This window comes from Flavobacterium sp. HSC-32F16, assembly GCF_024171645.1.
Taxonomy (GTDB): Bacteria; Bacteroidota; Bacteroidia; order Flavobacteriales; family Flavobacteriaceae; genus Flavobacterium.
In genome coordinates this window covers 1043913-1070562 of the sequence record NZ_JALKAC010000002.1, presented here as the reverse complement: position 1 = coordinate 1070562, position 26650 = coordinate 1043913, and the positions used below count along the sequence as shown (strand labels likewise).

23 protein-coding genes and 2 tRNA genes are annotated in these 26650 nt (G+C 33.7%); 11 read left to right on the top strand and 14 right to left on the bottom strand.

Translation table 11 applies throughout. The features are described 5' to 3' along the window. Positions 1-35 precede the first annotated feature (35 nt). Both L1276_RS11250 and L1276_RS11245 read left to right on the top strand, forming a co-directional pair. Positions 36-1265 (top strand): 3-deoxy-D-manno-octulosonic acid transferase, encoded by a 1230-nt coding sequence (locus L1276_RS11250; RefSeq protein ID WP_253787774.1) that lies wholly within the window; start codon positions 36-38, stop codon positions 1263-1265. Between the two features lie 347 nt (positions 1266-1612). Further along, positions 1613-1837, top strand: a complete 225-nt coding sequence (locus L1276_RS11245; protein WP_253787772.1) for a hypothetical protein — start codon at positions 1613-1615, stop codon at positions 1835-1837. Positions 1838-1962: 125 nt separating this feature from the next. Here L1276_RS11245 and L1276_RS11240 read toward each other — a convergent pair whose 3' ends face one another. The 4 genes from L1276_RS11240 to mutS all read right to left on the bottom strand — a co-directional run bounded on the left by L1276_RS11240 (position 1963) and on the right by mutS (position 5408). Then, positions 1963-2346 carry a DUF1508 domain-containing protein gene (locus L1276_RS11240; protein WP_253787771.1) on the bottom strand — a complete coding sequence of 128 codons (384 nt, stop codon included), beginning with the start codon at positions 2344-2346 and terminating at the stop codon, positions 1963-1965. Positions 2347-2467: 121 nt separating this feature from the next. After that, a tRNA-Leu gene (locus L1276_RS11235) sits at positions 2468-2553 on the bottom strand. 14 nt (positions 2554-2567) lie between these two features. After that, a tRNA-Gly gene (locus L1276_RS11230) sits at positions 2568-2640 on the bottom strand. Positions 2641-2801: 161 nt separating this feature from the next. Continuing rightward, entirely contained in the window at positions 2802-5408 is a 2607-nt protein-coding gene (mutS, locus tag L1276_RS11225) for a DNA mismatch repair protein MutS (protein WP_253787769.1), read from the bottom strand. Between the two features lie 157 nt (positions 5409-5565). Between mutS and L1276_RS11220 the strand changes: the two genes are divergently transcribed. The 3 genes from L1276_RS11220 (at position 5566) to L1276_RS11210 (ending at position 10006) form a co-directional block, all read left to right on the top strand. Next, positions 5566-6003, top strand: a complete 438-nt coding sequence (locus L1276_RS11220; protein ID WP_253787767.1) for a DUF1573 domain-containing protein — start codon at positions 5566-5568, stop codon at positions 6001-6003. Positions 6004-6077: 74 nt separating this feature from the next. Continuing rightward, positions 6078-6614 carry an RNA methyltransferase gene (locus tag L1276_RS11215; RefSeq protein ID WP_253787765.1) on the top strand — a complete coding sequence of 179 codons (537 nt, stop codon included), beginning with the start codon at positions 6078-6080 and terminating at the stop codon, positions 6612-6614. 101 nt (positions 6615-6715) lie between these two features. Beyond that, positions 6716-10006 (top strand): T9SS type B sorting domain-containing protein, encoded by a 3291-nt coding sequence (locus L1276_RS11210; protein WP_253787763.1) that lies wholly within the window; start codon positions 6716-6718, stop codon positions 10004-10006. Positions 10007-10085: 79 nt separating this feature from the next. On the opposite strand, the gene folK is transcribed toward L1276_RS11210, so the two are convergent. Continuing rightward, entirely contained in the window at positions 10086-11219 is a 1134-nt protein-coding gene (folK, locus tag L1276_RS11205) for a 2-amino-4-hydroxy-6-hydroxymethyldihydropteridine diphosphokinase (RefSeq protein WP_253787761.1), read from the bottom strand. Between the two features lie 138 nt (positions 11220-11357). Between folK and sppA the strand changes: the two genes are divergently transcribed. From sppA to L1276_RS11190, 3 genes are all read left to right on the top strand, one after another. Then, positions 11358-13115: a signal peptide peptidase SppA gene (sppA, locus tag L1276_RS11200; protein WP_253787759.1), complete on the top strand. Its 1758-nt coding sequence runs from the start codon at positions 11358-11360 to the stop codon at positions 13113-13115. A gap of 11 nt (positions 13116-13126) precedes the next feature. Further along, on the top strand, positions 13127-14074 hold the full coding sequence (locus L1276_RS11195; RefSeq protein WP_253787757.1) for an alpha/beta hydrolase: 948 nt from the start codon (positions 13127-13129) through the stop codon (positions 14072-14074). A gap of 167 nt (positions 14075-14241) precedes the next feature. Further along, the gene (locus L1276_RS11190; RefSeq protein WP_253787755.1) at positions 14242-16845 is read left to right on the top strand and encodes an AsmA-like C-terminal region-containing protein; all 2604 of its coding nucleotides are present in this window, start codon (positions 14242-14244) and stop codon (positions 16843-16845) included. 39 nt (positions 16846-16884) lie between these two features. Here the strand turns inward: L1276_RS11190 and L1276_RS11185 are convergent, their stop codons facing one another. Further along, a complete protein-coding gene (locus tag L1276_RS11185) occupies positions 16885-17964 on the bottom strand; it encodes a glycosyltransferase family 9 protein (RefSeq protein ID WP_253787753.1) in 1080 nt (359 codons plus the stop codon). A gap of 253 nt (positions 17965-18217) precedes the next feature. Then, positions 18218-19012 carry a DUF2797 domain-containing protein gene (locus L1276_RS11180; RefSeq protein ID WP_253787752.1) on the bottom strand — a complete coding sequence of 265 codons (795 nt, stop codon included), beginning with the start codon at positions 19010-19012 and terminating at the stop codon, positions 18218-18220. Positions 19013-19258: 246 nt separating this feature from the next. Here L1276_RS11180 and L1276_RS11175 point away from each other — a divergent pair, with 246 nt between their 5' ends. Both L1276_RS11175 and L1276_RS11170 read left to right on the top strand, forming a co-directional pair. Beyond that, positions 19259-20782 carry a GH3 auxin-responsive promoter family protein gene (locus L1276_RS11175; RefSeq protein ID WP_253787750.1) on the top strand — a complete coding sequence of 508 codons (1524 nt, stop codon included), beginning with the start codon at positions 19259-19261 and terminating at the stop codon, positions 20780-20782. Between the two features lie 37 nt (positions 20783-20819). Beyond that, positions 20820-21044: a redox-active disulfide protein 2 gene (locus L1276_RS11170; protein ID WP_253787749.1), complete on the top strand. Its 225-nt coding sequence runs from the start codon at positions 20820-20822 to the stop codon at positions 21042-21044. A 236-nt stretch (positions 21045-21280) separates the two neighbouring features. Here L1276_RS11170 and serB read toward each other — a convergent pair whose 3' ends face one another. The 7 genes from serB to L1276_RS11135 all read right to left on the bottom strand — a co-directional run bounded on the left by serB (position 21281) and on the right by L1276_RS11135 (position 25504). Continuing rightward, positions 21281-22510: a phosphoserine phosphatase SerB gene (serB, locus tag L1276_RS11165; RefSeq protein ID WP_253787747.1), complete on the bottom strand. Its 1230-nt coding sequence runs from the start codon at positions 22508-22510 to the stop codon at positions 21281-21283. Positions 22511-22745: 235 nt separating this feature from the next. Continuing rightward, the gene (locus L1276_RS11160; protein ID WP_253787745.1) at positions 22746-23177 is read right to left on the bottom strand and encodes a VOC family protein; all 432 of its coding nucleotides are present in this window, start codon (positions 23175-23177) and stop codon (positions 22746-22748) included. A gap of 93 nt (positions 23178-23270) precedes the next feature. After that, positions 23271-23714, bottom strand: coding sequence for an SRPBCC domain-containing protein (locus L1276_RS11155; protein ID WP_253787744.1), 444 nt, complete (start codon positions 23712-23714; stop codon positions 23271-23273). A gap of 2 nt (positions 23715-23716) precedes the next feature. Next, on the bottom strand, positions 23717-24124 hold the full coding sequence (locus L1276_RS11150) for a VOC family protein (RefSeq protein ID WP_253787742.1): 408 nt from the start codon (positions 24122-24124) through the stop codon (positions 23717-23719). Positions 24125-24243: 119 nt separating this feature from the next. Beyond that, entirely contained in the window at positions 24244-24648 is a 405-nt protein-coding gene (locus L1276_RS11145) for an SRPBCC family protein (RefSeq protein WP_253787740.1), read from the bottom strand. A gap of 24 nt (positions 24649-24672) precedes the next feature. Further along, positions 24673-25035 (bottom strand): SRPBCC domain-containing protein, encoded by a 363-nt coding sequence (locus L1276_RS11140; RefSeq protein ID WP_253787738.1) that lies wholly within the window; start codon positions 25033-25035, stop codon positions 24673-24675. A 58-nt stretch (positions 25036-25093) separates the two neighbouring features. Beyond that, a complete protein-coding gene (locus L1276_RS11135; RefSeq protein WP_253787737.1) occupies positions 25094-25504 on the bottom strand; it encodes a VOC family protein in 411 nt (136 codons plus the stop codon). A 142-nt stretch (positions 25505-25646) separates the two neighbouring features. Here L1276_RS11135 and L1276_RS11130 point away from each other — a divergent pair, with 142 nt between their 5' ends. Beyond that, a complete protein-coding gene (locus tag L1276_RS11130; RefSeq protein ID WP_253787735.1) occupies positions 25647-26609 on the top strand; it encodes a GlxA family transcriptional regulator in 963 nt (320 codons plus the stop codon). Positions 26610-26650: the final 41 nt, after the last annotated feature.

Sequence of the window (26650 nt, the reverse complement as noted above, 5' to 3'; positions counted from 1 at the left end):
CGAAAGAAATGTAATTTAGCTGCAAAAATTATTACATGCTTTTTTTATACAATTCAGTCGTTTCTGCCGCAGGATTTTTCCTTAAAATCATAGCATTATTTAGTCCGAAAATTAAGCTTTTTGTTGAAGGCCGAAAAAATATATTTTCTATTTTAGAAGAAAAAATAAAGTCGGAAGATAAAACCATCTGGTTTCATTCCGCTTCACTTGGCGAATACGAACAAGGGCTTCCGGTTATCGAAAAAATAAAAGAAAAATATCCGGCGCATAAAATCATTGTAACCTTTTTTTCACCATCTGGATACGAAGTGCGTAAAAATAACACAGTTGCGGATGTTACTATTTACCTGCCTCTGGACACAAAAAACAATGCCAAAAGATTTTTAAAACTAGTTCATCCTGAATTTGCATTTTTTATTAAATATGAATTTTGGTTAAACTATTTAAAGGAATTAGAAAAAAGTAAAACACCGACTTATTTGATTTCAGGAATTTTTAGAGACAATCAGATGTTTTTTAAATGGTATGGCGGTTTTTACAGAAAAGCACTAAATGCATTCACTTACTTTTTTGTCCAGAATGAAAGTTCAAAACAAAAAATTGAAGCAATTGGATTCAATAATGTAATTGTTTCCGGTGATACTCGTTTTGATCGCGTAAATGCTATTTTAGAAAGAGACAATACTTTAGATTATATTGACCGTTTTAAAAACAATCAGAAAACTATCGTTATCGGAAGTTCATGGCCTAAAGATGAAGCTTTAATTGCTGAATATATTAATCAGGCGCCAGAAAATATAAAATTCATCATTGCACCTCATAATATTAAGCCAGATCAAATTTCAACTCTCAAATCGCAAATTACAAAGTCTGCGCTTTTGTTTTCTGAGAAAGAAAATAAGGATTTAAGTCATTATAATGTGTTTATAATTGACACAATTGGAATTCTGACTAAAATCTACAGTTACGGAACAATTGCCTATGTTGGCGGCGGATTTGGAAATCCCGGAATCCACAATATTCTGGAACCAGCCACATTTGGAATTCCAATTGTAATTGGCCCTAATTATTCAAATTTTGCCGAAGCTGTTTCATTAGTCAGCTTAAAAGGCTGCACGCCAATACATAACATATCTGAATTAAAAGAAATTTTTGATAAGCTCCTGAACGATGAAAACTTTTTAAAAGAAAAAAGCGAAATCTCCCGATTATTTATTCAAGATAACAAAGGTGCAACAGAAACCATTATGAGAGTTGTTTCATGAAAACGCAATCGCTAAAATGACTTTTTCAGCACAATATTTTATCAAAACAGAACTAAGATGCCTTTTTTTGACCATTTACCATTATTTAATAATCCTTAAAATACAAAACAAACTGCAATCTACGCAGTCGAAACAGCCAATTTTACGATAGAATATTCAATAAAAAATTATTTACACGAAATATTAAACAATTTAAGATAATTTTATAAATTTGGCATATTGTTTGATAAATAAGATAAACGTGAGCAAGGAAAATATTTTAAAAAAAAAGTGAAAAAATATTTTACATATTAAAAAATTTATATCTTTGCCACGAATTAATAATTAACCTTTTATAATAAAGTAAGATGAAAAAAGTATTTTTAAGTTTAGCTGTTGTTGCTGTTTTAACTGTTGTATCTTGTAAAAAAGCTGACGCTGCAGCTACTGAAACTGTAGATTCTACTGCTGTTGCTGTTGATTCTGCTGCTACTGTAGTTGATTCTGCTGCTGCAACTGTTGATTCTGCTGCTGCTAAAGTTGATTCTGCTGCTGCAAAAGTAGAAGAAGCTGCTAAAGAAGTAAAAAAATAATTAGAACCTAAGTTCTAAAAATTTTAAAACCATCGAAATCGATGGTTTTTTTTTGACCAAATCTCAAGATCTTAGTCATTATTTACAGCAAAAAAAGCGTTCACTTTTGTGAACGCTTTTTTTTATCACCCTATCTCCTCCTCCTCTTCAACAAGAACCTCTTCATCTTCAAAAATAGACTCACTAGACGAAAAATCTAAAATCTCAGATTTAAAAGCATACGTAACGATTTCTTTTATCCCTTTCTGAAGAAGCAATTCCGTAGTATATTTTCTACTTGTTGCAAAATGAACACCATCCAGCATCAATTTAAAAAAATATTTCCCGCCAGAACCTTTAAACTTTAAAAATTTAGAAAGCTCAATTGTCTTTTTAAACCTCTCAATATCCTCCTCACACTCAAACCTTAATTCATAACTCAAACTTGTAAAAATCACCTTCCCTTTCCTCGAAGTAAATACGAATTTATATTCGTCGTTAAAACGCCTGCTAATTACAAAAGCACCCATATTTTGATTTTAGAATTTAGATTGTTGATTTTAGATCCTCAGAAACCTTAGAATTTCAGCACTTTAGTGCGTTTAAGAATTTGCATAATAAAAAAAGCCTCTTCAAAAGAAGAGGCTTTAGTACTCAGAGCGGGACTTGAACCCGCACGAACATTGCTGTTCACTGGATTTTAAGTCCAGCGTGTCTACCAATTTCACCATCCGAGCATTATATGGTTTTGAGCGAAAAACGGGGCTCGAACCCGCGACCTCGACCTTGGCAAGGTCGCGCTCTACCAACTGAGCTATTTTCGCATTTCAAATTCTTGTAAGAACTACAATACTTGACTTGTTCCGTATTGCGAGTGCAAATTTAGGACATTTATTCAATTACACAAGCGTTTTTTGAAAAAAAAATTCAGTTATTTTATAACATTCTGATAACCTAAACTTTAAAATTGATTTTTTTTTCAAAATTATTTCTTAACCAGCATTCGCTTTATCTCATTAAGCTTCATCAGCGCTTCGACCGGTGTGATTGCGTTTATATCAAGACTCAAGATCTCTTCTTTTATTTCTTCTAACAAAGGATCATCTAAATTAAAGAAACTCATCTGCATTTCATCATTAGCCGATTTTATGCCATTTAGAGCTTCACTTGAATGATTCTTCTCTAATTTCTTTAAAAGCTTCTGAGCTTTTGAAATCACAAGCTGCGGCATTCCGGCCATTTTTGCTACGTGAATTCCAAAACTGTGCGCACTGCCTCCTTTTACAAGCTTTCTAACAAAAAGAACTGTATCTTTTAACTCTTTTACAGCAACATTATAATTTTGAATTCTAGGAAGCAATTCTGTCATTTCATTCAATTCATGATAATGCGTTGCAAATAAGGTTTTAGCTTTTGAAGGATGTTCATGCAGGAATTCGGCAATAGCCCAGGCAATCGAAATTCCATCATATGTACTCGTTCCTCTTCCAATTTCATCTAAAAGAACCAAACTGCGATCTGAAATATTATTCAAAATCGAAGCCGTTTCATTCATCTCGACCATAAAAGTAGATTCTCCCATCGAAATATTATCCGAGGCTCCTACTCTTGTAAAAATCTTATCTACAATTCCCATTCTAACGCTATCTGCCGGAACAAAACTTCCCATTTGAGCAAGAAGCACAATTAAAGCCGTTTGTCTTAATATAGCAGATTTACCCGACATGTTAGGCCCGGTGATCATAATAATCTGCTGCGTTTCTCTATCTAAGAAAACATCATTTGCAATATAAGGAGTTCCAACCGGTAATTGCTTTTCGATTACAGGATGTCTTCCATTTTTAATATCCAATTCAAAAGTATCGTCGATTTCCGGACATACATATTGGTTTTCTACAGCCATTTGTGTAAACGAACACAAACAGTCTAATTGTGCTACCAAATAAGCATTCATTTGAACCGGCTTAATATAAGTTGCAATCCAATTTACCAATTGTTCAAAAAGCTCCGATTCAATTTTATGGATTTTTTCTTCAGCACCCAGAATCTTCGTTTCGTACTCTTTTAATTCTTCAGTAATATAACGTTCTGCATTTACCAAAGTCTGTTTACGAATCCATTCCTCCGGAACTTTATCTTTGTGTGTATTTCTAACTTCTATATAATATCCAAAGACATTATTGAATGATATTTTTAAAGAAGAGATTCCTGTTCGTTCCGATTCTCTTTTTTCAATCCCTTCTAAAAATTCTTTTCCAGATGTAGAAATTGCCCTTAATTCATCCAGCTCTTCATTAACCCCTATTGCAATTGCATTTCCTTTTGAAATTGCAACAGGTGCATCCTGATTTAAAGTTATTTTGATTTTCTCGCGCAGTAAATCGCATGAATGCAGACTGTCTCCAATAACTTTTACTGCTTCCTGAGGACTTTCAAGCGCTAATGTTTTAATTGGAATAATAGCGTCCAGGGATTCTTTTAAATAAATAACCTCACGAGGAGAAACTTTTCCAGCCGCAATTTTAGATATCAAACGTTCCAAATCTGAAATCTGCTTAATTTGATATTGAATATTATGGAGAATTTCAGTGTTTGATTTCAAATAGGAAACCACAGCATGACGCCCTTTAATTTTATTTTCATCTTTTAAAGGTAAAGCCAGCCAGCGCTTTAACAAACGCCCTCCCATTGGCGAAAGGGTTTTATCTATTACATCTAAAAGTGTTACCGCATTTGGATTATAACTATGGTACAATTCTAAGTTTCTAATCGTAAAGCGGTCCATCCAAACATAAGCATCTTCTGCTATTCGTTGAATTGCCGTAATATGCTGTACTCTATTATGCTGCGTTTCTGATAAATAATATAAAATAGCCCCAGCAGAAATAATTCCTTCTTTTAATTCTTCAACACCAAATCCTTTTAAAGAATTGGTTTGAAAATGTTTCGTAAGGGTTTCTAAAGCATAATCTTCTTTGTAAATCCAGTCTTCCAGATAAAAGCTGTGAAAATCTTCTCCAAAAGCATCTTTAAATTCGCTTTTGCAGTTTTTAGGAACCAAAACTTCACTTGGATTAAAATTCTGAAGCAGTTTATCAATGTATTCCGCATTTCCCTGCGCCGTTAAAAATTCTCCTGTTGAAACATCCAAAAAGGAAATTCCAATATTTTTATTAGCGAAACATACAGAGGCCAAAAAGTTGTTCGTTTTAGATTGTAAAACCTCATCGTTTAAGGAAACTCCAGGCGTTACAAGTTCAGTAACTCCTCTTTTTACAATTGTTTTAGTCATTTTTGGATCTTCCAGCTGATCACAGATCGCTACGCGGAGTCCGGCTTTAACCAATTTAGGCAGATACGTATTAATAGAATGATGTGGAAAACCGGCAAGAGCAGTTTCAGTTTCAGAACCTGCGCCTCTTTTGGTTAAAGTAATTCCAAGGATCTTAGAAGCTCTAATAGCATCTTCACCAAAGGTTTCATAGAAGTCTCCTACTCTGAAAAGCAAACATGCATCAGGATATTTTCTCTTGATTTCGTTGTACTGTTTCATCAAAGGCGTTTCTTTCGCCACTTTCTCTTTCGCTGCCAAATTGTAATGTTTTTAAATGAAAAAATAAGACAGCGAATTTATAATATTTTGACGGCATATCGAAGGACTACAAAAATTAAAATATTTTAAGATATTTTTAAGTTCACATTTAAGATTTTTACCTAGATTTGTTCATCATTAAAAAAGACCCTTAAAGATGAAAAAAATAATTTTATTTGCTATGTTAGCTGTAGCTGGTATTACGGCTTCTAACGCACAAACTACTAAAAAAGCAAGCACTAAAGCTGCTAAAGTTGCTAAAATCGATGGTGCTGGTATGGCTTTCGAAAATGAAACTATCGATTACGGAACAATTGCACACAATGCTGACGGAAAACGTGAATTTGTTTTTGTTAACAACGGAACAAAACCGTTAATCATTACTAACGCTCAAGGATCTTGCGGTTGTACAGTTCCAACATCACCAAAAGAACCAATTGCTCCAGGAGCTAAAGGTGTTATTGGTGTAAAATATGCTACTGACAGAGTTGGTGCTTTTACAAAAACTGTAACTATTACTTCTAATGCAGAAGGACAACCAACAAAAGTACTTACTATTAAAGGTACTGTTTTACCAGATCCAGTAAAAAGCTAATCTGAAAAACAATAAAATAATCGAAAAAGCTTCCTTATCTTTGGAAGCTTTTTTTATGACCTGAATTTACAACAATGAGAAAACTCGAAAATAGCGAACTAGAAAGAAAATCTATTGAAGATTTTAAAAAATCAGACAAAACTCCTTTAATACTAGTTTTGGACGATATTCGCAGTTTACATAATATTGGTTCTGTTTTTAGAACTTCGGATGCTTTTTTGGTTGAGAAGATAATCTTGTGCGGTATTACTGCCACACCGCCAAATAAAGAAATACATAAAACTGCACTGGGCGCTACCGAAACGGTTGCCTGGGAACATCATGAAAATGTATTGGAAGTTATCGAAAATTTAAAAAAAGAAAATGTGTTAACTCTAGCCATTGAACAGGTTGAAAGCGCCATTTTTCTTCAGGATTTTCAGGTTGAAAAAAATCAAAAATATGCTCTGGTTTTTGGAAATGAAGTTTACGGCGTATCACAGGAAGCCGTTGCCATTTGCGACGGTTGTATTGAGATTCCTCAATTAGGCACAAAACACTCTTTAAATATCGCAGTCAGCGCGGGAATCGTTGTTTGGGATTTATTCCAAAAAATTCATCGAAATTTATAATTCATTAAAAAAGCAGCATCTTTTTTAAACAAAATAACTGATTACCGGCATTTATTTTACCATTCTCTTAAGTATATTTACTAAAGAGAATTAAATTGCTTATGAAAAATAGAATTACTTTATTTTTATTTTTAATTGGTTTTTTCGGTTATGCTCAATATACATCAATTCCTGATCGAAACTTTGAACAAGCTTTGATTGATTTAGGAATTGACAGCGGTGTCATTGATGGCAAAGTTGCAACAGCGCAAATTAGAAATATAATACAACTGGAAATTCCATCCAGAGAAATTTCAGATTTAACCGGAATCGAAGGTTTTGCAAAATTGGAACATTTAAACATTGGAGCAATTAACGATGACCCGGTCAAAAGAAACAAAATCGCCACACTAAACCTTTCTAACAATTTATTCCTCAATACATTAAATTGCGGTTTTAATGACTTAGTGCACCTTGATCTTTCAAATAATATTTATTTAAAAATAGTACTTATCAACGATAATAAATTCAGCAGTATTGATATTTCTAAAAACACAGCTTTAACTATGTTTTATGCCAGAAATAACAAACTGAGAACTATAGATTTAAGCAAAAATATATCTTTAGAAAGTTTATTTATAGATAAAAATTCATTGTTAAACTTAGACGTTTCTAACAATCTACTGCTATCCCTTTTATACTGTGCTGAGAATGAATTAGTTCATTTGGATATTTCTAAAAATACTGTAATCACATCTTTAAATTGCAGCTCAAATAAACTTTCCTCTTTAGATACTTCTCAAAATGTTAATTTACTTCATTTAACGTGCGAAAACAATCAAATATCCAGTGTAGATTTTAGCAAAAATCTAAATTTAAGAACTTTGATTTGCGCCATGAATAAACTAACTAGTTTGAACACAAATAAAAACCTGTATTTAAACTTGTTAAATTGCAATTCTAATCAATTATCAAATATTGACGTTACCCAAAATCTCTTTTTACAAGATATAAACATCTCTAACAATCAATTATCAAATCTTGATGTTTCGAATAATTTAGATTTGGTGGTCATATATTGTAGTTTTAATAAGCTGTCTGATATTGATGTATCAAAAAACATCGCACTCACTCATCTCAACATTACCAACAATAAATTAAAAGATTTAGATGTTTCTAAAAATCCAGCTTTAGCAATATTTTATTGCAACAACAACGAATTAGTCAGTTTGAATTTAAAAAACGGAAAAAATACTAGTATATCACGATTAAATCTGAAATCAAATTCAAGGCTCAGCTGTATAGAAGTAGACAATAAATCCTATTCTGATACCAACTGGCCGTCTTATAAAGATGCTTCTGCTGTGTATTCTAATAAATGTGCCGCAAATACAGTACCGCCGGTACTAAATGCCAAAGGCGATCAACTATACTGTCCGCAAAGCAATATAAATATCGTAACCGATATAACGATTACGCATGATCCGGCTGAACTGGCAACACAAGCAGTTTATATTCAAATTTCATCTGGTTATTCCAGTGGTTTTGAAAAACTAGAACTTACAAACCCTGCTTTGCATCCAACGATTACATCAAGCTGGGACATTACTACAGCCAAACTAAAATTATCAAGTCCAACCGGAATTGATGTTTCCTATACTGATTTTGTTGCTGCAATTAAAGATGTTGTATTTTCTAATTCTTCGTCAACGGCCTCTGGAACACGAACTTTTTCAATAACAATTGGTCAGGCCAATTATCTTCCGTCTACACAGCATTTTTATTTGTTTGTGCCTAGTATTGGAATTAGCTGGGCAAGTGCAAAAGCATCGGCTGAAGGAAGTATATATTATGGCCTTAAAGGTTATTTAGCCACCATATTATCTTTAGATGAAGCTAAATTAATTGGAGAACAAGCATCAGGAACAGGATGGATTGGAGGAAGCGATGCAGAGACCGAAGGAGTCTGGAAATGGGTAACAGGACCAGAAACCGGAACCATTTTCTGGAACGGAACCACAAACGGATCGACTCCCAATTTTGCCTTTTGGAATTCAGGTGAACCTAACGAACTAGGCGATGAAGACTACGCACATATTACCCAGCCTGGTGTTGGAATAAGAGGCTCATGGAATGATTTATCAAATACCGGAGATTCTTCTGGAAATTATCAACCAAAGGGATATGTTGTTGAATATGGAGGAATGCCCGGCGAAGCACCTCTAGAAATTGCAACGAGTACCAAAATTACAATTGCTGTCGCATCGCCTGCCGTGAATCCAAGTCCGGTTTGCGATTCTGGAACTTTTACTTTTAAAGCAGCGCCTACAATTGGGGCAGTAATTCGCTGGTATGATGCCGCCGTTGGAGGGAATTTATTAGCAACCGGCAATACTTACACCACACCAACTATAAATACAACCACCACTTATTACGTTGATGCCGGATGCGAATCAAATAGAAAACCTGTTATTGCAACTGTAAACAGTACACCAGCAATGCCTGTTGCAGATCAAGCCGCTTATACACATTGCGGACCAGGATCTGTAACTATTAAAGCAAGCTCAAACATTGGAACTATAAACTGGTATACGACTGCAACAGGCGGAACAAGCGTATTTAACGGAAGTAGTTTTACAACTCCTAAAATCTTATCTAATACAACGTATTATGCCGAAGCTGACAATTTGGGCTGTATTAATTCAAACCGCATTCCTGTAAATATTGAAATTTATACTCCGCCAATTGTTACAGATGAAACTTTGCCTTTATGTCAATTCCAAACCATTACATTGGATGCCGGAATTACCGGAATGAGTTATCTGTGGTCAAACGGAGAAACAACACAGACTATAAATATTACGCAAGGAGGTACTTATACTGTTGATGTTACCAGTCCTTCACCTGAAAATTGTACAAGCCGAAAAACAATTACAGTTGAAGAACATCTAATTCCTGAAATTAGCCGAATTGCTGTTGATGGAACGAGAGTTGAAATTTATCTAAAAAAAGAACAGCCTTATTATGAATATTCTGTAGATGGTATCAATTTTCAGGACTCAAATGTTTTTTATGATGTTCCAGGCGGACTTCAAACAGCTTATGCAAGAGAGAAAAATGGCTGTGGCGGCGTTACACAAAATTTTGTAGTGCTTGTTTTTCCAGCTTTTTTTACTCCAAACAATGATTCTTATAATGATTTATGGGAAGTAACCGGAATGGAAAATTATCCTCAGGCAGAAGTAACTATATTTGATCGTTACGGAAAATTTATTGCAAAATTAGATTCTTCTAAAATGAACTGGGACGGAACTTTTGAAAGAACACCGCTTCCGTCTTCTGATTATTGGTACGTTTTAAAAATTGACAACACGATGCCCGTTTTTAAAGGACATTTTTCTTTAAAAAGATAAGTTTTGAATGAGAAGATTTGTCAATTAAAAACAAATACCTGAACAAATTATCCAATTGACTAATATCTTAACGGGCACATTAACTCAGCTTCTTCTGAATTTCATTTAAAACAAAAAGATAATCTTCTTGTTTTTTTACAAAATCGCGATCAGAAACATCGATAATTAAGACATTTAAATCTTTTTGAGATTTTATATATTCCAAATATCCGTTATTGATTTTATCCAGATATTCGCCTTCAATATTCTGTTCATAAGTTCTGCCTCGTTTTTTAATATTTTGAAGAAGTCGGCCAGTATTCTGATACAAATAAATATACAAATCGGGTTTTGGCATTTCTTTGTAGATAATATCAAATAAATTTCGGTACAAACGATATTCATCTTCCTGCAAAGTAATTTTTGCAAAAATCAGGGACTTAAAAATATGATAATCGGCTACAATAAAATCTTTAAACAAATCAAACTGCGCTAAATCATCTGATAATTGCTGATAACGATCCGCTAAAAAAGACATTTCGAGCGGAAATGCGTATCGATTCTGATCTTTGTAAAACTTAGGCAGAAACGGATTATCTGCAAAACGTTCCAAAACCGTTTTTGCATTAAAATCTTCAGCAATTCTATGAACCAAAGTAGTTTTTCCCGCACCAATATTCCCTTCAAAAGCAATATAATTGAACTTCTCCAGCGGAATTTCACTCAAAGGACATTTCAAATTCTGAACAACTGTACAAACACTGTCATCCGGCGAAATTGAAATTAATTCTGAAATCGTTTTTTGAAAAACCGGATGTTTCCAGTCCAGCTTTAAATCCTGCACTGGCAGTAAAACAAAATTTCGGTTCTGCATTAAAGGATGCGGAATATGAAGCTTTTCGGTTTCTACAATTTCGTCATCAAAAACAATTACATCAACATCAATAATTCTGGATTGATATCCTTCCTGATTCAGCCTGATTCTTCCTAACTGTTTTTCGACTTTTAAAACCTGATTCAATATTTTTTGTGCCGATGAATCTGTGTGTAAGAGTAAGGCACAATTGTAAAAAGCATCACTTTCAAAACCCCAGGCAGGCGTTTCATACAGCTTCGAAACTCTAATTACAGTTCCCACTTCCTGATGTATCAAACTAATACAACTTTCGATGTTTTCTAACCTGTTTCCCTGGTTGCTGCCTATAGATAAAACGACTTGATGCTGTGATTTCATAATTAATGCAAATTAACTAAAACTATTTTAGAATTAACCAATATATTTGTGAAACGGCACGTAGAACCAATTTAAATTTATGTGCAAAAAGTGTAACAATTAGTCCTTTTACGCTACTTATTAAAAAAATATATACTTATGAAGTTTTTAGGAAATGTACTTGCCACAGTTATTGGTATTTTTGTATTTATTATGATCTTCTTTTTTGGAGTAATCCTAATTGGAGCCATCTTTGGCGGAGACGATAAAGTCTCTGTTAAAAATGATTCAGTAATCGAATTAGACTTAAAACAAATTAATAATGATTACGCAGGAAAATATAAAGATCCGTGGGTAACCGTTTTTTCAGATAAAAAAGGAGTGGGTTTAACCGATGTGATTAATGCCATCGAAGCCGCAAAAACAGACGACAACATTAAAGGAATTTCAATCTTAAACGATCAGTCTTCTTTAGGACTTGCGCAATATAAAGATTTGAGAAATGCACTGGAAAGCTTCAAAAAATCAGGAAAATTTGTTTGGGCTTACGCCAATACGTATTCGCAGAAAGAATATTATTTAAACTCTGTTGCCAATACCATTTATTTAAATCCTTCTGGAGATTTAGATTTTAAAGGACTTTCGTCTGAAGTGATGTTCTTCAAAGATTTTCAGGAAAAATCAGGAATTCACATGGAAGTGATTCGTCACGGAAAATACAAAAGTGCCGTAGAACCCTTTTTAGAAAACAAAATGAGCGATGCTAACAGACAACAAGTCACTGCTCTTTTAAACTCTATTTGGTCTACAGTTTGCAGCGACATTTCAAAAAGCCGAAATATTCCGGTTGATAAATTAAACGAAATTGCAAACGGCTTGTTAGCAAGAACTCCTGACATGGCAAAAGCGCAGCATTTAGTTGACATTGTAGCTTATGAAGATGTATATCACAACGCCATCAAAAAAGCTTTGAAAGTGAAAGGCGATGATGATTATAACAAAATCTCAATTTTAGATTATACACAAAATAATATCACCACAGCATTAACGAATATTGCCGATGATAAAATTGCGATTATTTACGCTCAAGGCGATATTGCCAGCGGTGAAGGTGATGTAAACGTAATTGGAGAAGGTTCAATGCGCCGTTCGCTTCAGGAAGCAAGAAAAAATGAAGACGTAAAAGCTATCGTTTTAAGAATTGACAGCCCAGGCGGAAGCGCTTTGACTTCTGATTTAATCTGGAGAGAAATTGAAATTACCAAAAAAGTAAAACCAGTCGTAGTGTCAATGGGAAATTATGCGGCTTCCGGAGGTTATTATATTGCCTGTAACGCTAATACAATTTTCGCAGAAAGCAATACCATTACAGGCTCTATCGGGGTTTTTGGTGTACTGCCAAACTTTACGCCGCTGGCAAACAAATTAGGAATAAATACAGAACAGGTAAAAACACACGAAAACTCAGCCAATTACAGTCCGTTTGTTCCTGTAGACGAAAAGTTCAAAGCTTTTACACTTGAAGGTATTGAGCAGATTTATAAAACTTTTGTAACGCATGTTGCCGAAGGCCGAAAAATGACTTTTGCACAAGTAGATTCTATTGCACAAGGAAGAGTGTGGTCTGGATCTGAAGCCATAAAAATTGGATTAGTAGATAAAATTGGCGGCTTAAATGATGCTGTTGCCGAAGCGGCTAAAATTGCAAAAATCAAAGATTACAGCACACAAAATTATCCTGAGTACGAAAAAACATTCAGCGATTTAATGGCTAATCTGCCTTTCGCTCAATCTAAAGAAGCTTTCATTAAAGAAGAAATTGGCGAAGAAAACTATTTACTAATCGAACAGGTAAAAAGATTTCAAAAACAAAAGGGAGTTCAGGCAATGATGCCTTTTGGAATAAACATTAAATAATGCCGCTTAAAATGAAAAAGATATTTCTGTTTGCTGCTCTTCTGCTTTTGACTATTATAAATGCTCAAAACGCAAAACAAGATACTTTTAAAGAAACACCCGCAACTTTAAAAATCAATAATGATCAACTTTACGGTACACTTACCATCCCTGATGATGTAAAGAAATGCCCGGTTGCCTTAATAATTGCAGGTTCTGGCCCAACAGACAGAAACGGAAATAATCCGATGATGAAAAACAATTCCTTGAAAATGCTGGCAGAAGAATTAGCAAAAAACGGAATTGCCTCTTTACGATTTGATAAACGCGGTATTGGTGAAAGTAAAAAATCGGCTATTACTGAGTCGAGTTTGGTTTTCGAAAATTATACTGAAGATGTAAAAAGCTGGATTAATTTCTTGAAATTAGACAAACGCTTTACGCAATTAACGGTTATTGGTCATAGTGAAGGTTCATTAATTGGAATGATTGCGGGAGCAAAAGCCAATAAATTTATTTCGATTGCCGGAGCCGGAGAATCTGCCGATAAACTTTTAAAATCACAAATCTCTTCTAAATCAAATAAACAAATTGAAGAGATGACGTTCCCTATTATTGACAGTTTAAAAAGCGGTAATAAAGTTAAGAAAGTCGATCCGCTTTTAAATTCTCTTTTCAGGGCAAGCATTCAGCCGTATTTGATTTCGTGGTTTAAATATGATCCAGAGATTGAAATCAAGAAACTGACTGTTCCTATTTTAGTCATTCAGGGAAATAATGATTTACAGGTTTCGGTTAAAGATGCAGAAAACTTATCGAAGGCCAATAAAAATGCTGAATTAGTTATCATTGATAAAATGAACCATATTTTTAAAATTATTGATGGCGATAAACAAGCAAATATGGAAAGTTATAATAATGAAAGCCTTCCCATTTCTGAAACATTGATAAATAAGATTGTTTCATTTATAAAGAAATAATTACAACAATAAATACTTTAAATCCGTTTGAAATGTATCAAACGGATTTTTTATTTTAATCAGCTTATTTTTCTTACATTATTAAGAAAAATTTATCTCTGTAGTTCAATAAAAAAACTATTTTTGCAAGAGTCAATTTTTCAAAATTAAACCTCAAATCTATAAATATGTTAAAGAAAATTTTAAAAGTAACCGCCATTGTCCTTGTGGTTTTCGTGGCCGCATTATTTGCCATTCCGTATTTCTTTAAAGATCAAATTAAGGCTAAAATTGCCGATGCCATCAATGAGAGCGTTGATGCTAAAGTAAGCTTTGCCGATGCTGATTTAAGTTTGTTTAAAAACTTCCCGAATGCAGCAGTTGGAATCGAGAAATTGGTCATTATCAACAAAGCACCTTTTGAAGGGGATACTTTGGTTTCATTAGGAGAATTGAATCTTAAAATGAGCATTAAAGAGCTTTTTAAAGGAAAAGATGAACCTTTAAACATTCAGGGAATTACTTCTGAAAATGGTTTAATTAACATTATCTTCAATAAAGACGGTGTTGGAAATTTTGATATTGCTTTAAAAGACAAAAAACAAGAGGATAAAAAGGACGATAAAAACAGTCCGCTTTCTTTGAAGATTCAAAACTACAAAATCGAGAACTTCACTTTTAGATATATTGATCAGGGTTCAAAAATTAAAATGGTTATTGACAGTTTAAATCATGAAGGAACTGGAGATTTTACCAATTCAAAACTGGATTTAAATACAAAAACTACGGCTAACGTATCTTTAGATATGGATAAAGTCAATTATATGAAAAATATAAAACTGACTTTAGACGCGATTTTAGGAATTGATTTAGACCAAAGCAAATATACTTTTAAGGAAAACAAAGCTTTGATTAACCAATTACCATTAGAATTTGACGGATTTATTCAAATGGTTAAAGAAGGTCAGGTTTATGACTTGAAATTTAAAACGCCTACTTCATCGTTTACCAACTTCTTAGGATTAATTCCTTCTGCTTACGCTTCAAGTCTTGATGGTGTAAAAACAACCGGAGAATTTACTGTTGTTGGTTTTGCAAAAGGAAAATTAACAGATACAACTGTCCCTGCATTCAACATTGCAATTGCATCAAACAATGCTTCATTTCAATATCCAAACCTGCCAAAATCAGTTCAGAATATTGTAATTGATACTAAAATCATCAACGAAACCGGAATTTTAAACGATACTTATGTAAATTTAGATAAGCTGTCTTTTAAAATCGATCAGGATGTTTTCAGCGCTAAAGCAAATGTGAGAAACATTACAGTAAATCCACTTGTAGATGCTGCTTTAAAAGGAACAATCAACTTAGCTAATCTTTCCAAAGCGTATCCAATTAAAATGGATAAACCTTTGGCAGGTATTTTAAAAGCTGATGTTACAACTAATTTTGATATGGCTTCTGTAGAAAAAAGCCAGTATCAAAACATTAAAAATGCCGGAACTATGAGTTTATCAGGATTTAAATATACTGATGAAAACAATAAATCCATGAACATAAGCACGGCTTTGGTTGAGTTTAACCCAAGTACAATTAACCTGAAACAATTTAATGCTACAACCGGAAAAAGTGATATTGCTATAAACGGAGTTTTAGAAAATTTCTATGGTTTTATGTTTAAAAAACAAGAACTAAAAGGAAACTTCAACATGAGTTCTAACCAACTGGCAGTTGATGATTTTATGACTTCTGGAGAACCTGCTAAAGCAGAACAAAAAACGCCGGCAAAACCAGCTGAAGCTATGAAAATCCCAGCATTTTTAAACTGTACTTTAAATGCAAAAGCGACAACGGTTTTATATGATAACTTAAAACTAAAAGATGTTTCCGGGAAATTGATCATTAAAGATGAAAAAGCATTACTGGAAAACTTTAAAACGTCAATTTTTGGAGGAACAATTGGTTTGACCGGAGCTGTTTCGACTAAAACTAAAGTCCCTACATTTGATGTGAATTTAGGCTTTAACCAGGTTGATATTGCGCAGACTTTTACGCAATTAGAAATGATGAAAAAAATTGCTCCGATTGCCGGAATCATTAATGGTAAATTAAATTCGACTATTAAATTAAACGGGAATTTAGACGAGAAAGAGTTAACCCCTGATTTAAAATCAATTTCCGGAGATTTATTAGGCCAATTACTTTCTACAACGGTAAATCCTAAAAATTCGACTGTATTAAATTCTTTAACTTCAAATATTAAATTTCTGGATTTAAACAAATTGAATTTAAATGATTTAAAAATGGCTTTGACTTTTGATGACGGAAAAGTAAATGTAAAACCTTTCGATATTAAATATCAGGATATCAAAGTAACGGTTGGAGGAACTCACGGTTTTGACCAAACAATGAACTACAATTTAAAACTTGATGTTCCTGCTAAATATTTAGGAACTGAAGCCAATGCTCTTATTGCAAAAATGTCTCCTGCCGATGCTGCTAAATTGGAAAACATTCCAATTAACGCAATCATTGGAGGTAACTTTTCAAATCCAAAAGTTAGTACGGATATGAAAAGCGCAGTAACGAGTTTAGCTTCGCAAGTGGCCAATCAGCAAAAAGAAAAACTGACTCAAAAAGGAGCAGCAGCTTTAACTGATTTGATAAACAAAAACACAAAAGCGAAAGATACAACGCAGGCTGCAAAAACTGAAAAGGAACAAAAAACTCAGGAAGCTACGAAAAAAGCAAGCGACTTAATTAACGGACTTTTCAAGAAGAAAAATTAATACAAAAAAAAGAGGCCAATCGTAATGATTGGCCTTTTTTTATACTGCTTTAGGGTATGCTTTTAATTTTCCGTTTTCTAAAATTGAATTTATAATTTTGAAATATTCGGGCTGTAAACATTTTTTTGTATCTATTGCCACACTTCCGCTGTCGTAAGGCTCGTATTTTTTTAATTCTGAAACAGAGAATAAACCAACCGTTGGTATCTGAACAGCACTTGCTAAATGCATAATCCCGCTGTCGGCCCCAATAAACAAATCTACATTTGCCAAAACTGATCCCATTTCGCGAATATCCTTACTGTAATAAGTTGGTGCCTGAAATCCAATTTGTGAAACATTTTCAATTGGTAATATCTCAATAATATTGTAATTTTTATATTCAATTTTAAGTTTAGAATAAAAGCTTTCCCACCATTCTTCTGAAAAACATTTCGTTCCGGTAGCATAAGTAAACAAACAAATTGTACGTTTAGATGGATCGATTATCAGGTCTAGAATTTTCTTTCCGTTATCAAGTTCATCAGCGTTAAGTTTAAGGTCTAAAGAAGCTACAATTTTATTGCTTTTAGGCAATCCTAGTTTAGTTAGATACGTTCGGAAATTGTAAACAGGATATTTCGCAATGTGGTCATAATCATTTTTGGGTTCTGCTAATTCGCCGTCAAGATCTCCGTAGAATTTATATTTTGCTTTTGAGAATTTTACAGCCAGCCTTCCGGAAGAAGAATTTTGGTCGACATTAATGGCCATATCATAAGGCGCACTTGTAATAGAAATCCAAACTTTAATATATTCTAATAAACTTTTAAAAGGTTTTTTAGGTAAATGAATTGTATTATTAACTGATTCATAATTTTCAAAAATAATTGGAGCTAAGCCTCCTTTTACGAATAAATCAATTTTACAATTCGGAAACGTCTCTTCAACTTCCTGAACGAGAGGTGTAATCAATAAAAGATTGCCCAGTCTGCCATTAGGTCTGCAAATTAAAACACGTTTAATTTCGGTTTTATCAACCAAAATAATGTTGCGTTCAGTTTTTGGTTTTCCAATGTTTTTAGTCAGACCGCGCATTGCGCCTCTTCTAAAACGGTTTATTTCTCCTAAAATACTCATCTATTTAATAATTACGGATTTAAATAATTTCATTTTAATTTTAAAAAAAAGCCTTAGATAGGACAAACTTCAAATCTAGGCTCTTTTTATTTTTAAAATTAATTTCTTTGAATAAGTAATTATTACAAAATTGTAACCAAATCTATTATAATTCACATACTTACCTTTAAAAATATAAAGATAGAGTGATTATAACAGCGGTTAAAATCTACTATACTGTTCCCCAATAACGATAGACAAACGGGAGATTATACTAGACGTTTATATTTACAACATAACCTTCGGAACCGCGAATATTAAAAACAGTTCCGTTTTCAAAAATTAAATACTGCCCTTTTATTCCAACTAATTTACCTTGAAACGATGGACTTTTATCTAAGTTTAAACTTGCCACTTTTGCCGGATAATTTAAAACCGGATAATTCAATTCGTAAACATCATTTTTTTGGCTGTAAAAATAATCTTTGACTTCTGCCGGAATTAAATTTTCGACTTTGGATTTTTCAAAAATTAAATCGCATCCTTCTGCTGTACATTGGAGCATTTTTCTCCAATTTGTTTTATCAGCATAATGCTCTTTCAATGCGACCTCCGTTATTCCTGCTAAATATCGATTTGGAACCTCAACAATAGCAATTGCCTGCGTCGCGCCCTGATCTATCCATCGTGTTGGGACCTGGCTTTTGCGGGTCACTCCTACTTTTATTTCGCTTGATAAAGCCAGATAAACAACGTGAGGCTGTAACTGTGCTTTTTGTTCGTATTCTAAATCACGATCTGCGATCCCTAAATGTGCAGTACTTAATTCAGGTCGAATAATCCAGTCGCCTACTGCGGGACTTGAATAGAAACAGTCATAACAAAAGCCTTGTCTGAATATTTTTTTCTTCTTATGACAGTTTAAACATTCGAAGCCTGCAAAATTAATCTCAATCTCTTTATCTAACAATTGATTAACGTTGAGAAAACTATCCTCGAAAACTAAATAATATTGAATTGGGTTTCCAAGTTCTGTCTGCATTTTGGTAAGTACGCCTTGATATGTCATTCGTTTAAAATTGTAGATTTTAGATATTAGATTTTAGTTTTGCTGCTAAGGATTTTATTTTCTGTTTTTTTTTGAAAAATCATTTTTTGGATTAAAATCTTAGTGCAATTGAAGCGGTTTTTATTACAAAAAACACTATTTTTGATACAACAGCAAAGTTAATATTTGTATTGCGATATTCAAATTTTAAGTTTCCTGATTTTGTCTGCTATGGCAAAAACTAACATCTAAACAATACCATATTCCATGCCTTTATCTATAATAAACTCTTTCGCTTCGTGGGTCCTGAAACAAAGGATACATCAGATTGAACTTTTTTTAAAATACCCAAATGAAGTTCAGGAAGAACTATTGCATAATTTATTATTGACAGCTGAAAATACGGTTATTGGAAAAAAATATGACTTTGGATCCATAAACTCTTATCAGACTTTTGCAGAAAGAGTTCCGATTGCAAGTTATGAAGAACTACAGCCTTTGATCGAACGCACACGTCAGGGCGAACAAGGTGTTTTTTGGGAATCGCCTATTAAATGGTTTGCCAAATCAAGCGGTACTACCAATGCAAAAAGCAAATTTATTCCGGTAAGTAATGAAGCGCTCGAAGATTGTCATTATAAAGGAAGCAAGGACTTACTTTGTTTGTATTTGAATAATAATGAAGATTCTGAGTTATTTCTTGGAAAGAGTTTACGATTGGGCGGAAGTTCTCAAATCTATGAAAACAACAATACTTTTTTTGGCGATTTATCAGCAATCCTGATTGAAAATATGCCAATTTGGGCCGAATTCAGCAGTACGCCAAGCAGCAAAACTTCGTTGATGAGCGAATGGGAAGCTAAAATTGCAGCAATCATTAACGAAACTAAAAACGAAAATGTAACTAGTTTTGCCGGAGTTCCTTCGTGGATGCTGGTTTTAATGAATAAGGTTCTTGAAAATACCGGCAAACAAAGTTTATTAGAGCTTTGGCCGAATCTGGAAGTTTATTTTCACGGAGGCGTGAGTTTTTCTCCATATAAAGAACAATACAAGAAAATTTTGCCAAGTAAGGATTTTAGATATTACGAAATTTATAATGCTTCTGAAGGCTTTTTTGCGATTCAGGATCTAAACAATTCAAGTGATTTATTACTGATGCTGGATTACGGGATTTTCTATGAATTTATTCCGATGGATACTTTTGGAGCTCCAGATCAAAAGGTAATTCGTTTAGCCGATGTTGAATTGAATAAAAACTATGCCATTGTTATTACCACAAATTCTGGTTTATGGCGTTATTTAATTGGCGATACGGTTCGCTTTACTTCGTTGAATCCATACAGAATTAGAGTTACAGGAAGAACCAAACATCATATTAATGTTTTTGGCGAAGAATTGATGGTTGAAAATACCGATCAGGCGATTGCCAAAGCCTGTCAGGTTACACAAACCGAAGTTATCGACTATACGGTTGCGCCAATTTTTATGCAGGACAGAGAAAAAGGTGCTCACGAATGGATGATCGAATTCAAGAAAAAGCCTGCGGATGTGGGTCTTTTTCAAAAAGTTTTGGACGAAACCCTGCAGACTTTAAACTCTGATTACGAAGCGAAACGCTGCAATAATATGACTCTTAATCCGCTTGTGATTAATATTGCTCGTGAAAATTTATTCTACGATTGGCTGAAAGAAAGAGACAAATTGGGTGGACAACATAAGATTCCGCGACTTTCGAATCAGAGGGATTATTTGGAGCAATTGAAAGAGATGCAGTTTAGTAAGATATAAATTTGATCCACCAGAAATGAAAAAGAATTTTAGCGAAATGACTAGCGAAGAACTAGTTAAAACTCAGAAATCATTAAAAACAGTGACTTATTTATTTGGTGTTGTATTACTTCTTTTATTTGGTCTTAACATTTTTCTGATTGCCAATAAAGGTTTTAGCGCTTCTAATGTTATTCCGATTGCATTGCTTCCTATTTTCATTATGAATATGAATACTTTGAAAGAAATGAAAAAGGAATTGGAATCCAGAGAACAGCTTTAAAACGAAAATTCCACTAAAGCCGCATGAGGGATAGAAGTGGAAATCCTTTTGTACCGGGGTTCGGTACAAAAGATTGAAACGGATAGCCCGACCCGGAGGGGCATGCCATTATTAAGACTCTAAGGTTCTAAGATTCTAAGCTGATAAGGTTTCCTCAATATTGTCAGGCTGAGCGAAATCGAAGCTCTTTTCGACATCAAAGCCCTTTGACTTCGCTCAGGGGTGACAATGATTATTTACATCATATCGATATACCTATCATGGTATCCTAAAAGGTATAAAACACCATCAAGTCCTAAACTTGAAATTGAGGTTGAAGCACTTTCTTTTACTTTTGGTTTTGCGTGGAAAGCGATTCCTAAACCCGCTAAGTTTAGCATTGGTAAATCGTTTGCTCCGTCACCAACTGCAATAGTTTGGTTAATGTGAATTCCTTCTTTTTCGGCAATTGCTTTTAGGTATTCGGCTTTCTTTTGACCGTCTACGATATCGCCCAGATATTTCCCGGTTAGTTTCCCGTCTTTAATTTCTAATTGATTGGCATGAACATAATCGATACCGAGTTCTTTTTGCAGATAATCTCCAAAATAGGTAAATCCTCCAGAAAGAATTGCGGTTTTATAACCATAATATTTCAAGGCTTTCATTAAACGATGTGCACCTTGTGTTATTGGTAAATTCTTAGCAACATTTTGTAAAACATCTTCGCTCAAACCTTCCAACAAAGCCATACGCTGTTTAAAACTTTCGTTGAAATCAATTTCGCCATTCATCGCCGATTCTGTAATAGCTCTTACCTGCGGTCCAACTCCGTTTAGTTCTGCCAGTTCGTCGATAACTTCGGTTTGGATTAGAGTTGAATCCATATCGAAGCAGACCAAACGACGGTTTCTTCTGTAAATATTATCTTCCTGGAAAGAAATATCAACGTTTAAAGTTCTGGAAATCTCCATGAAACTTGCCGTCATGACAATTTTATTTACGATTTCACCAGTTACAGATAATTGAATACAAGAACGAGGATATTGTTCTTTTTCGACAATTGAAGTTCTTCCTGTTAAACGGATAATGGAATCGATATTTAGATTTTGATCTGACATTATTTTAGTTACTGCCGCCAATTGTGACGCCGCTAACTTTTCGCCTAAAATATTGATGATATAACGCTGTTTAGACTGTGATTTTACCCATTTCTCGTAATCTTCGATCGAGATTGGAATAAACTTAACTTTGATTTCTAATTCATAAGCTTTGAATAATAAATCTTTTAAAACTGGTGCAGATGAAGAACCTGCCTCAATTTCAAACAAAATCCCTAAAGAAAGCGTATCATGAATATCGGCTTGACCGATATCTAAAATATTAGCATCATAAGCCGCTAATACAGCTGTTAAACCTGCTGTAACTCCTATTTTATCATGTCCTGAAACTTTTAATAAAATAATTTCTTTATCCTCTACTTCCATTTTATCTTTATTGATTTTGAAGCGACAAAAATCGACAATCTCTTGGTGATAAAAAAGAATAATCCTTGTTTTTTTTGCAAAGGAAAAGTGCATATTCATGCGCTTTCTTAAGTAATTTAACAATAATACGCTACTACTAAAATAACGTAACAAGTGAGTTTGTTTTTTAAGCCGCGAATTCACTAATTTTTCTAAACAGCATACTTATATAATTCGTGAATTTGCGGCGGTAAAACTATTTTTGGTTTTCGTCAAAGTTTACCATCCAGTTTACACCGAATTTATCTTTGAACATTCCGAAATAAGCGCCCCAGAATGTTTTATTTAGAGGCATTTCAATGTGCCCTCCGGCCGAAAGTCCGTTAAAAATTCGATCTGCTTCATCGGTGCTTTCTGTATTAATTGAAATGGAGAAATTATCTCCAAAACCTACATCTCCATATCTTGGATGTGTATCACTTCCCATTAAAATAGTATTCCCAATTGGGAGTGAAACGTGCATGATTCTGTTTGCATCTGCTTCTGAAAGCTGCTCTCCGCCTTCTTCTGCAGGTGCGTCTTTAAATTTTCCGATATACGGGAATTCTCCCCCAAAAACGGATTTGTAAAACAGAAATGCTTCTTCGCAAGTTCCGTTAAACATTAAATATGGATTTACTGCTGCCATGATATTTTTTTAAATTGTGAATTGTTAATGTCCTTTGCAATAGTTGTAAAATTTAATCACTTCTCTTTCTTCTATTCTCTTTCTTCTATTCTCCTAATCTCTTCCTTCTGATAATTGTTTTACTACTTCCAAACCTCTGGGAAAAACATCTTTAAAATAATCGACATATTTTTCAACCGAATCATTACGAGCAATCAAATCTGTAAATTCACCATCTTCAATTAATCGGTAGGTTTCCATTGCGCCGCTCCATTCTTTTGTTTCTTCATCGAGAGGCTGTTCTTTAAAATCTTTTATTTCACCTATATGCTTAAAAGCCATATATTCGTTTGGCGTTTTTGTTTCAATTATACTATACATTCCTTCTCCGCTTGGTGTCATAAAATGTATTTTATCTCCTTCGTTCCAAGTACTTATGGTATGAGATCCTTCGCAAAAAACACTTGTCCATTTTCTATAGGTTTCATCATTCCATAAAACATCCCAAACTTTTTGAGCCGGGGCTTTAATTCTTATTTTAAATTCTAAAGTTTCCATAATTAAGATAGTTTAGTAAAATCCATAAATAAAACATTCCAGCGATGTCCGTCTACATCGGCAAAGCCAAAGCCATACATCCATCCCTGACTTTCGGCTGGAGGAGAAAAAATAGTTCCTCCGGCATCTTGTACTTTTTGAGCCAGTTCATCAACTTCTTCTTTACTTTCTGCATCTATTGAAATCAAAAGTTCAGAACTTGCTTTTGTGTCGGTAATTTTGTTTTGCGAAAAACCTTCAAAAAGTGATTCTTCAAACAGCATTACTACAAAATGTGATTCACCCACAACCATGCAGGTTGAACTTGGCGTATCGTGCTGCTCATTAAAAGAGAAGCCTATTTTCCAGAAAAAATCTTTTGCTTTTGCCACGCTTTTTACAGGCAGATTTAACCATATTTGTTTCGTCATTCTTTGATATTTTTCGTTAAACATTTTTTTTTAAACCATATAAGTGATGTAAGTTAATTTAAGATTAGGGAAAAACCTTTGAGCCTTTGCAACTCTGTACCTTTGAACCTATCAAAGAATCAATTATTCTCTACATAATTTTTAAAGTTGTCCAGAATCGCCTGCCAGCCTCCGCGCTGCATTTCTTCCGGATTTTGAGTTTCGGGATCGAAACTTTCTGTTATTTCTACTCCATCTAAAGTTTCTTTGAAACTGATTTCGACTTTTCTTCCATCAGCCATAACATACTTAATTACTTTATTTTCTTCAACAAAAGTATATTCGCCTTCAAAATCAAAACTCATGCTGCCGTCTTTCGCTGCCATTGTCGATTTGAATTTTCCGCCTTGTTTTATATCATTTTCTGTATAAGGCGTGTGCCAGTCCGGAGAAGCAAAACTCCATTTTGTAATATGTTCGGGCAGTGTCCAAAAATTCCATACTTTATTTATTGGTGCTTTGATTGTATTTTGTACTGTTATCATTATTTATCTATTTAAAATTTATACTTATTCAACACTTTCAATATATTTTTTAAAATTGTCAATTACGTTCTGACACCATTGTTTCTGCATACTTTCAGAATCTTCTTTTGTGGGTTCAAATATTTCTGTGATTTTTACCTTTTCTCCATAATCTTCAAAATGTACACTTCCTGTTCTGTTATCTAAAAGCTTATATTCTATTAATCTAAATTTTTCTATTTTAGTATATTCACCTTCAAAATCGAAACCTGCGCTTTTATCTTTGGCTGTCATTTCGTACTTAAATTTACGGTGTACCTGTAAATCATTTTCTGCACAAGGCGTATGCCATTCATCAAAAGCATAATTCCAGTTTTGTAGTGTTTTGGAGAAATCCAGAAATCCCATACTCTATCTATAGATGCATTAATTGTATTTTGAACTGTGATCATTTTACTTTTAAAAATTACATCTGATCCGGAATCTGAGTTTCATCCATATAGAAAAATTCCCAATGATGCCCATCCGGATCAAGAAAAGTTCTTTGATACATCCATTCAAAATCTTGTTTTCTTCTGTAATCTGTTCCCCCAGCTTTAACTGCTTTCTCCATTATTTCATCGACTTCTTTTCGGGTTTCTACAGAAACAGCAATAAGAACTTCGCTGGTCGTTTTAGCATCACAAATTTGCTTATCGGTAAATGTTCCATAAAATTCTTCAACCAAAAGCATAACATTTATACTTTTACTAATAATGATACAAGCGCCCTTTTCATTTGTAAATCTTAGATCGCTTAAAAAACCCAATTCATTGTAAAATGATATTGCGTTATTTAAATTTTTTACGGGCAGATTTATAAAAATTTTTGTTTCCATGATATATAAAGTTACAATTATTTAAAACAAATTTAAATCTTTAACACTTTGATTATGATACAATAAAAGTCAATTTTAGGGGCATTTAAGACAAAATACTTACATTTGTTTTGCAATTAACTTTACTAAAAACCAGAAAATCATGATCAAGAAAGTAGGTTTAATCGTTCCTCACGACTATAAATTATTAAGCATAGCTGCTATTTTAGAAGTTTTTGAAACCGCTAATAAATTATCGAAAGAAACCGAAAAACCTTTTGAAATTATGGTTTTTCAATCGGCTGAGCAGATAAATCAGGAACATTTATTTGGATATGAAATCAATTCTATCGAAAGTTCAAAAACTTTAGATTTAATTTTAATTCCGGCTTTTACGACTGACAATATGGGCGAAATGATTGCGAAGAATAAAAAATTCATTCCGTGGCTGCAAAAACAGCATCAGTCCGGAGCCGAATTAGCGAGTTTTTGTACTGGAGCCTTTTTGTTTGCTGCTTCTGGATTATTAAACGAAAAATTGGCAACAACCCATGTTGACGCTTGCAGCGCTTTTACAAAGGCTTTTCCAATGGTAAAATTAAAATCCGAAGAAACTTTAACGGCAGATGGCAGTTTGTATACCAGCGGCGGATCTACCTCAACGTTTCATTTATTGATTCTTTTGGTTCAGAAATATTGCGGCAATGAAATTGCAGTACAAATTGCCAAGATTTTCTCGATTGATTTAAATAGATACAAACAAAGTTATTTCAGCACTTTCAGACCGAATCATTTACATAATGATACATTAGTCGCGATGTTGCAGCAAAAAATTGAAAGTCAATATCACAGCATCGAAAAACTGGAAGAGATTACTAAAGATATTCCAACCAGCGCCCGAAACATGACACGCCGTTTTAAACAAGTTACGGGAATTCCGCCAATTGAATATCTTCAAAATATAAGAGTAGAGAGCTCCAAAAAATATTTAGAACAAACCCAGCTTTCGATTTCAGAAATTATCGAAAAAACAGGTTACAACGATCCAAAAGCTTTTAGAAAGGTATTTTATAAAATGGTGGGCATGAAACCAATAGAATATAGGGAAAAATTCAGAGTTCAGTAGTTTCTTTAGAAGCAGAAAATATCCTTTTCACAAGAACTTTT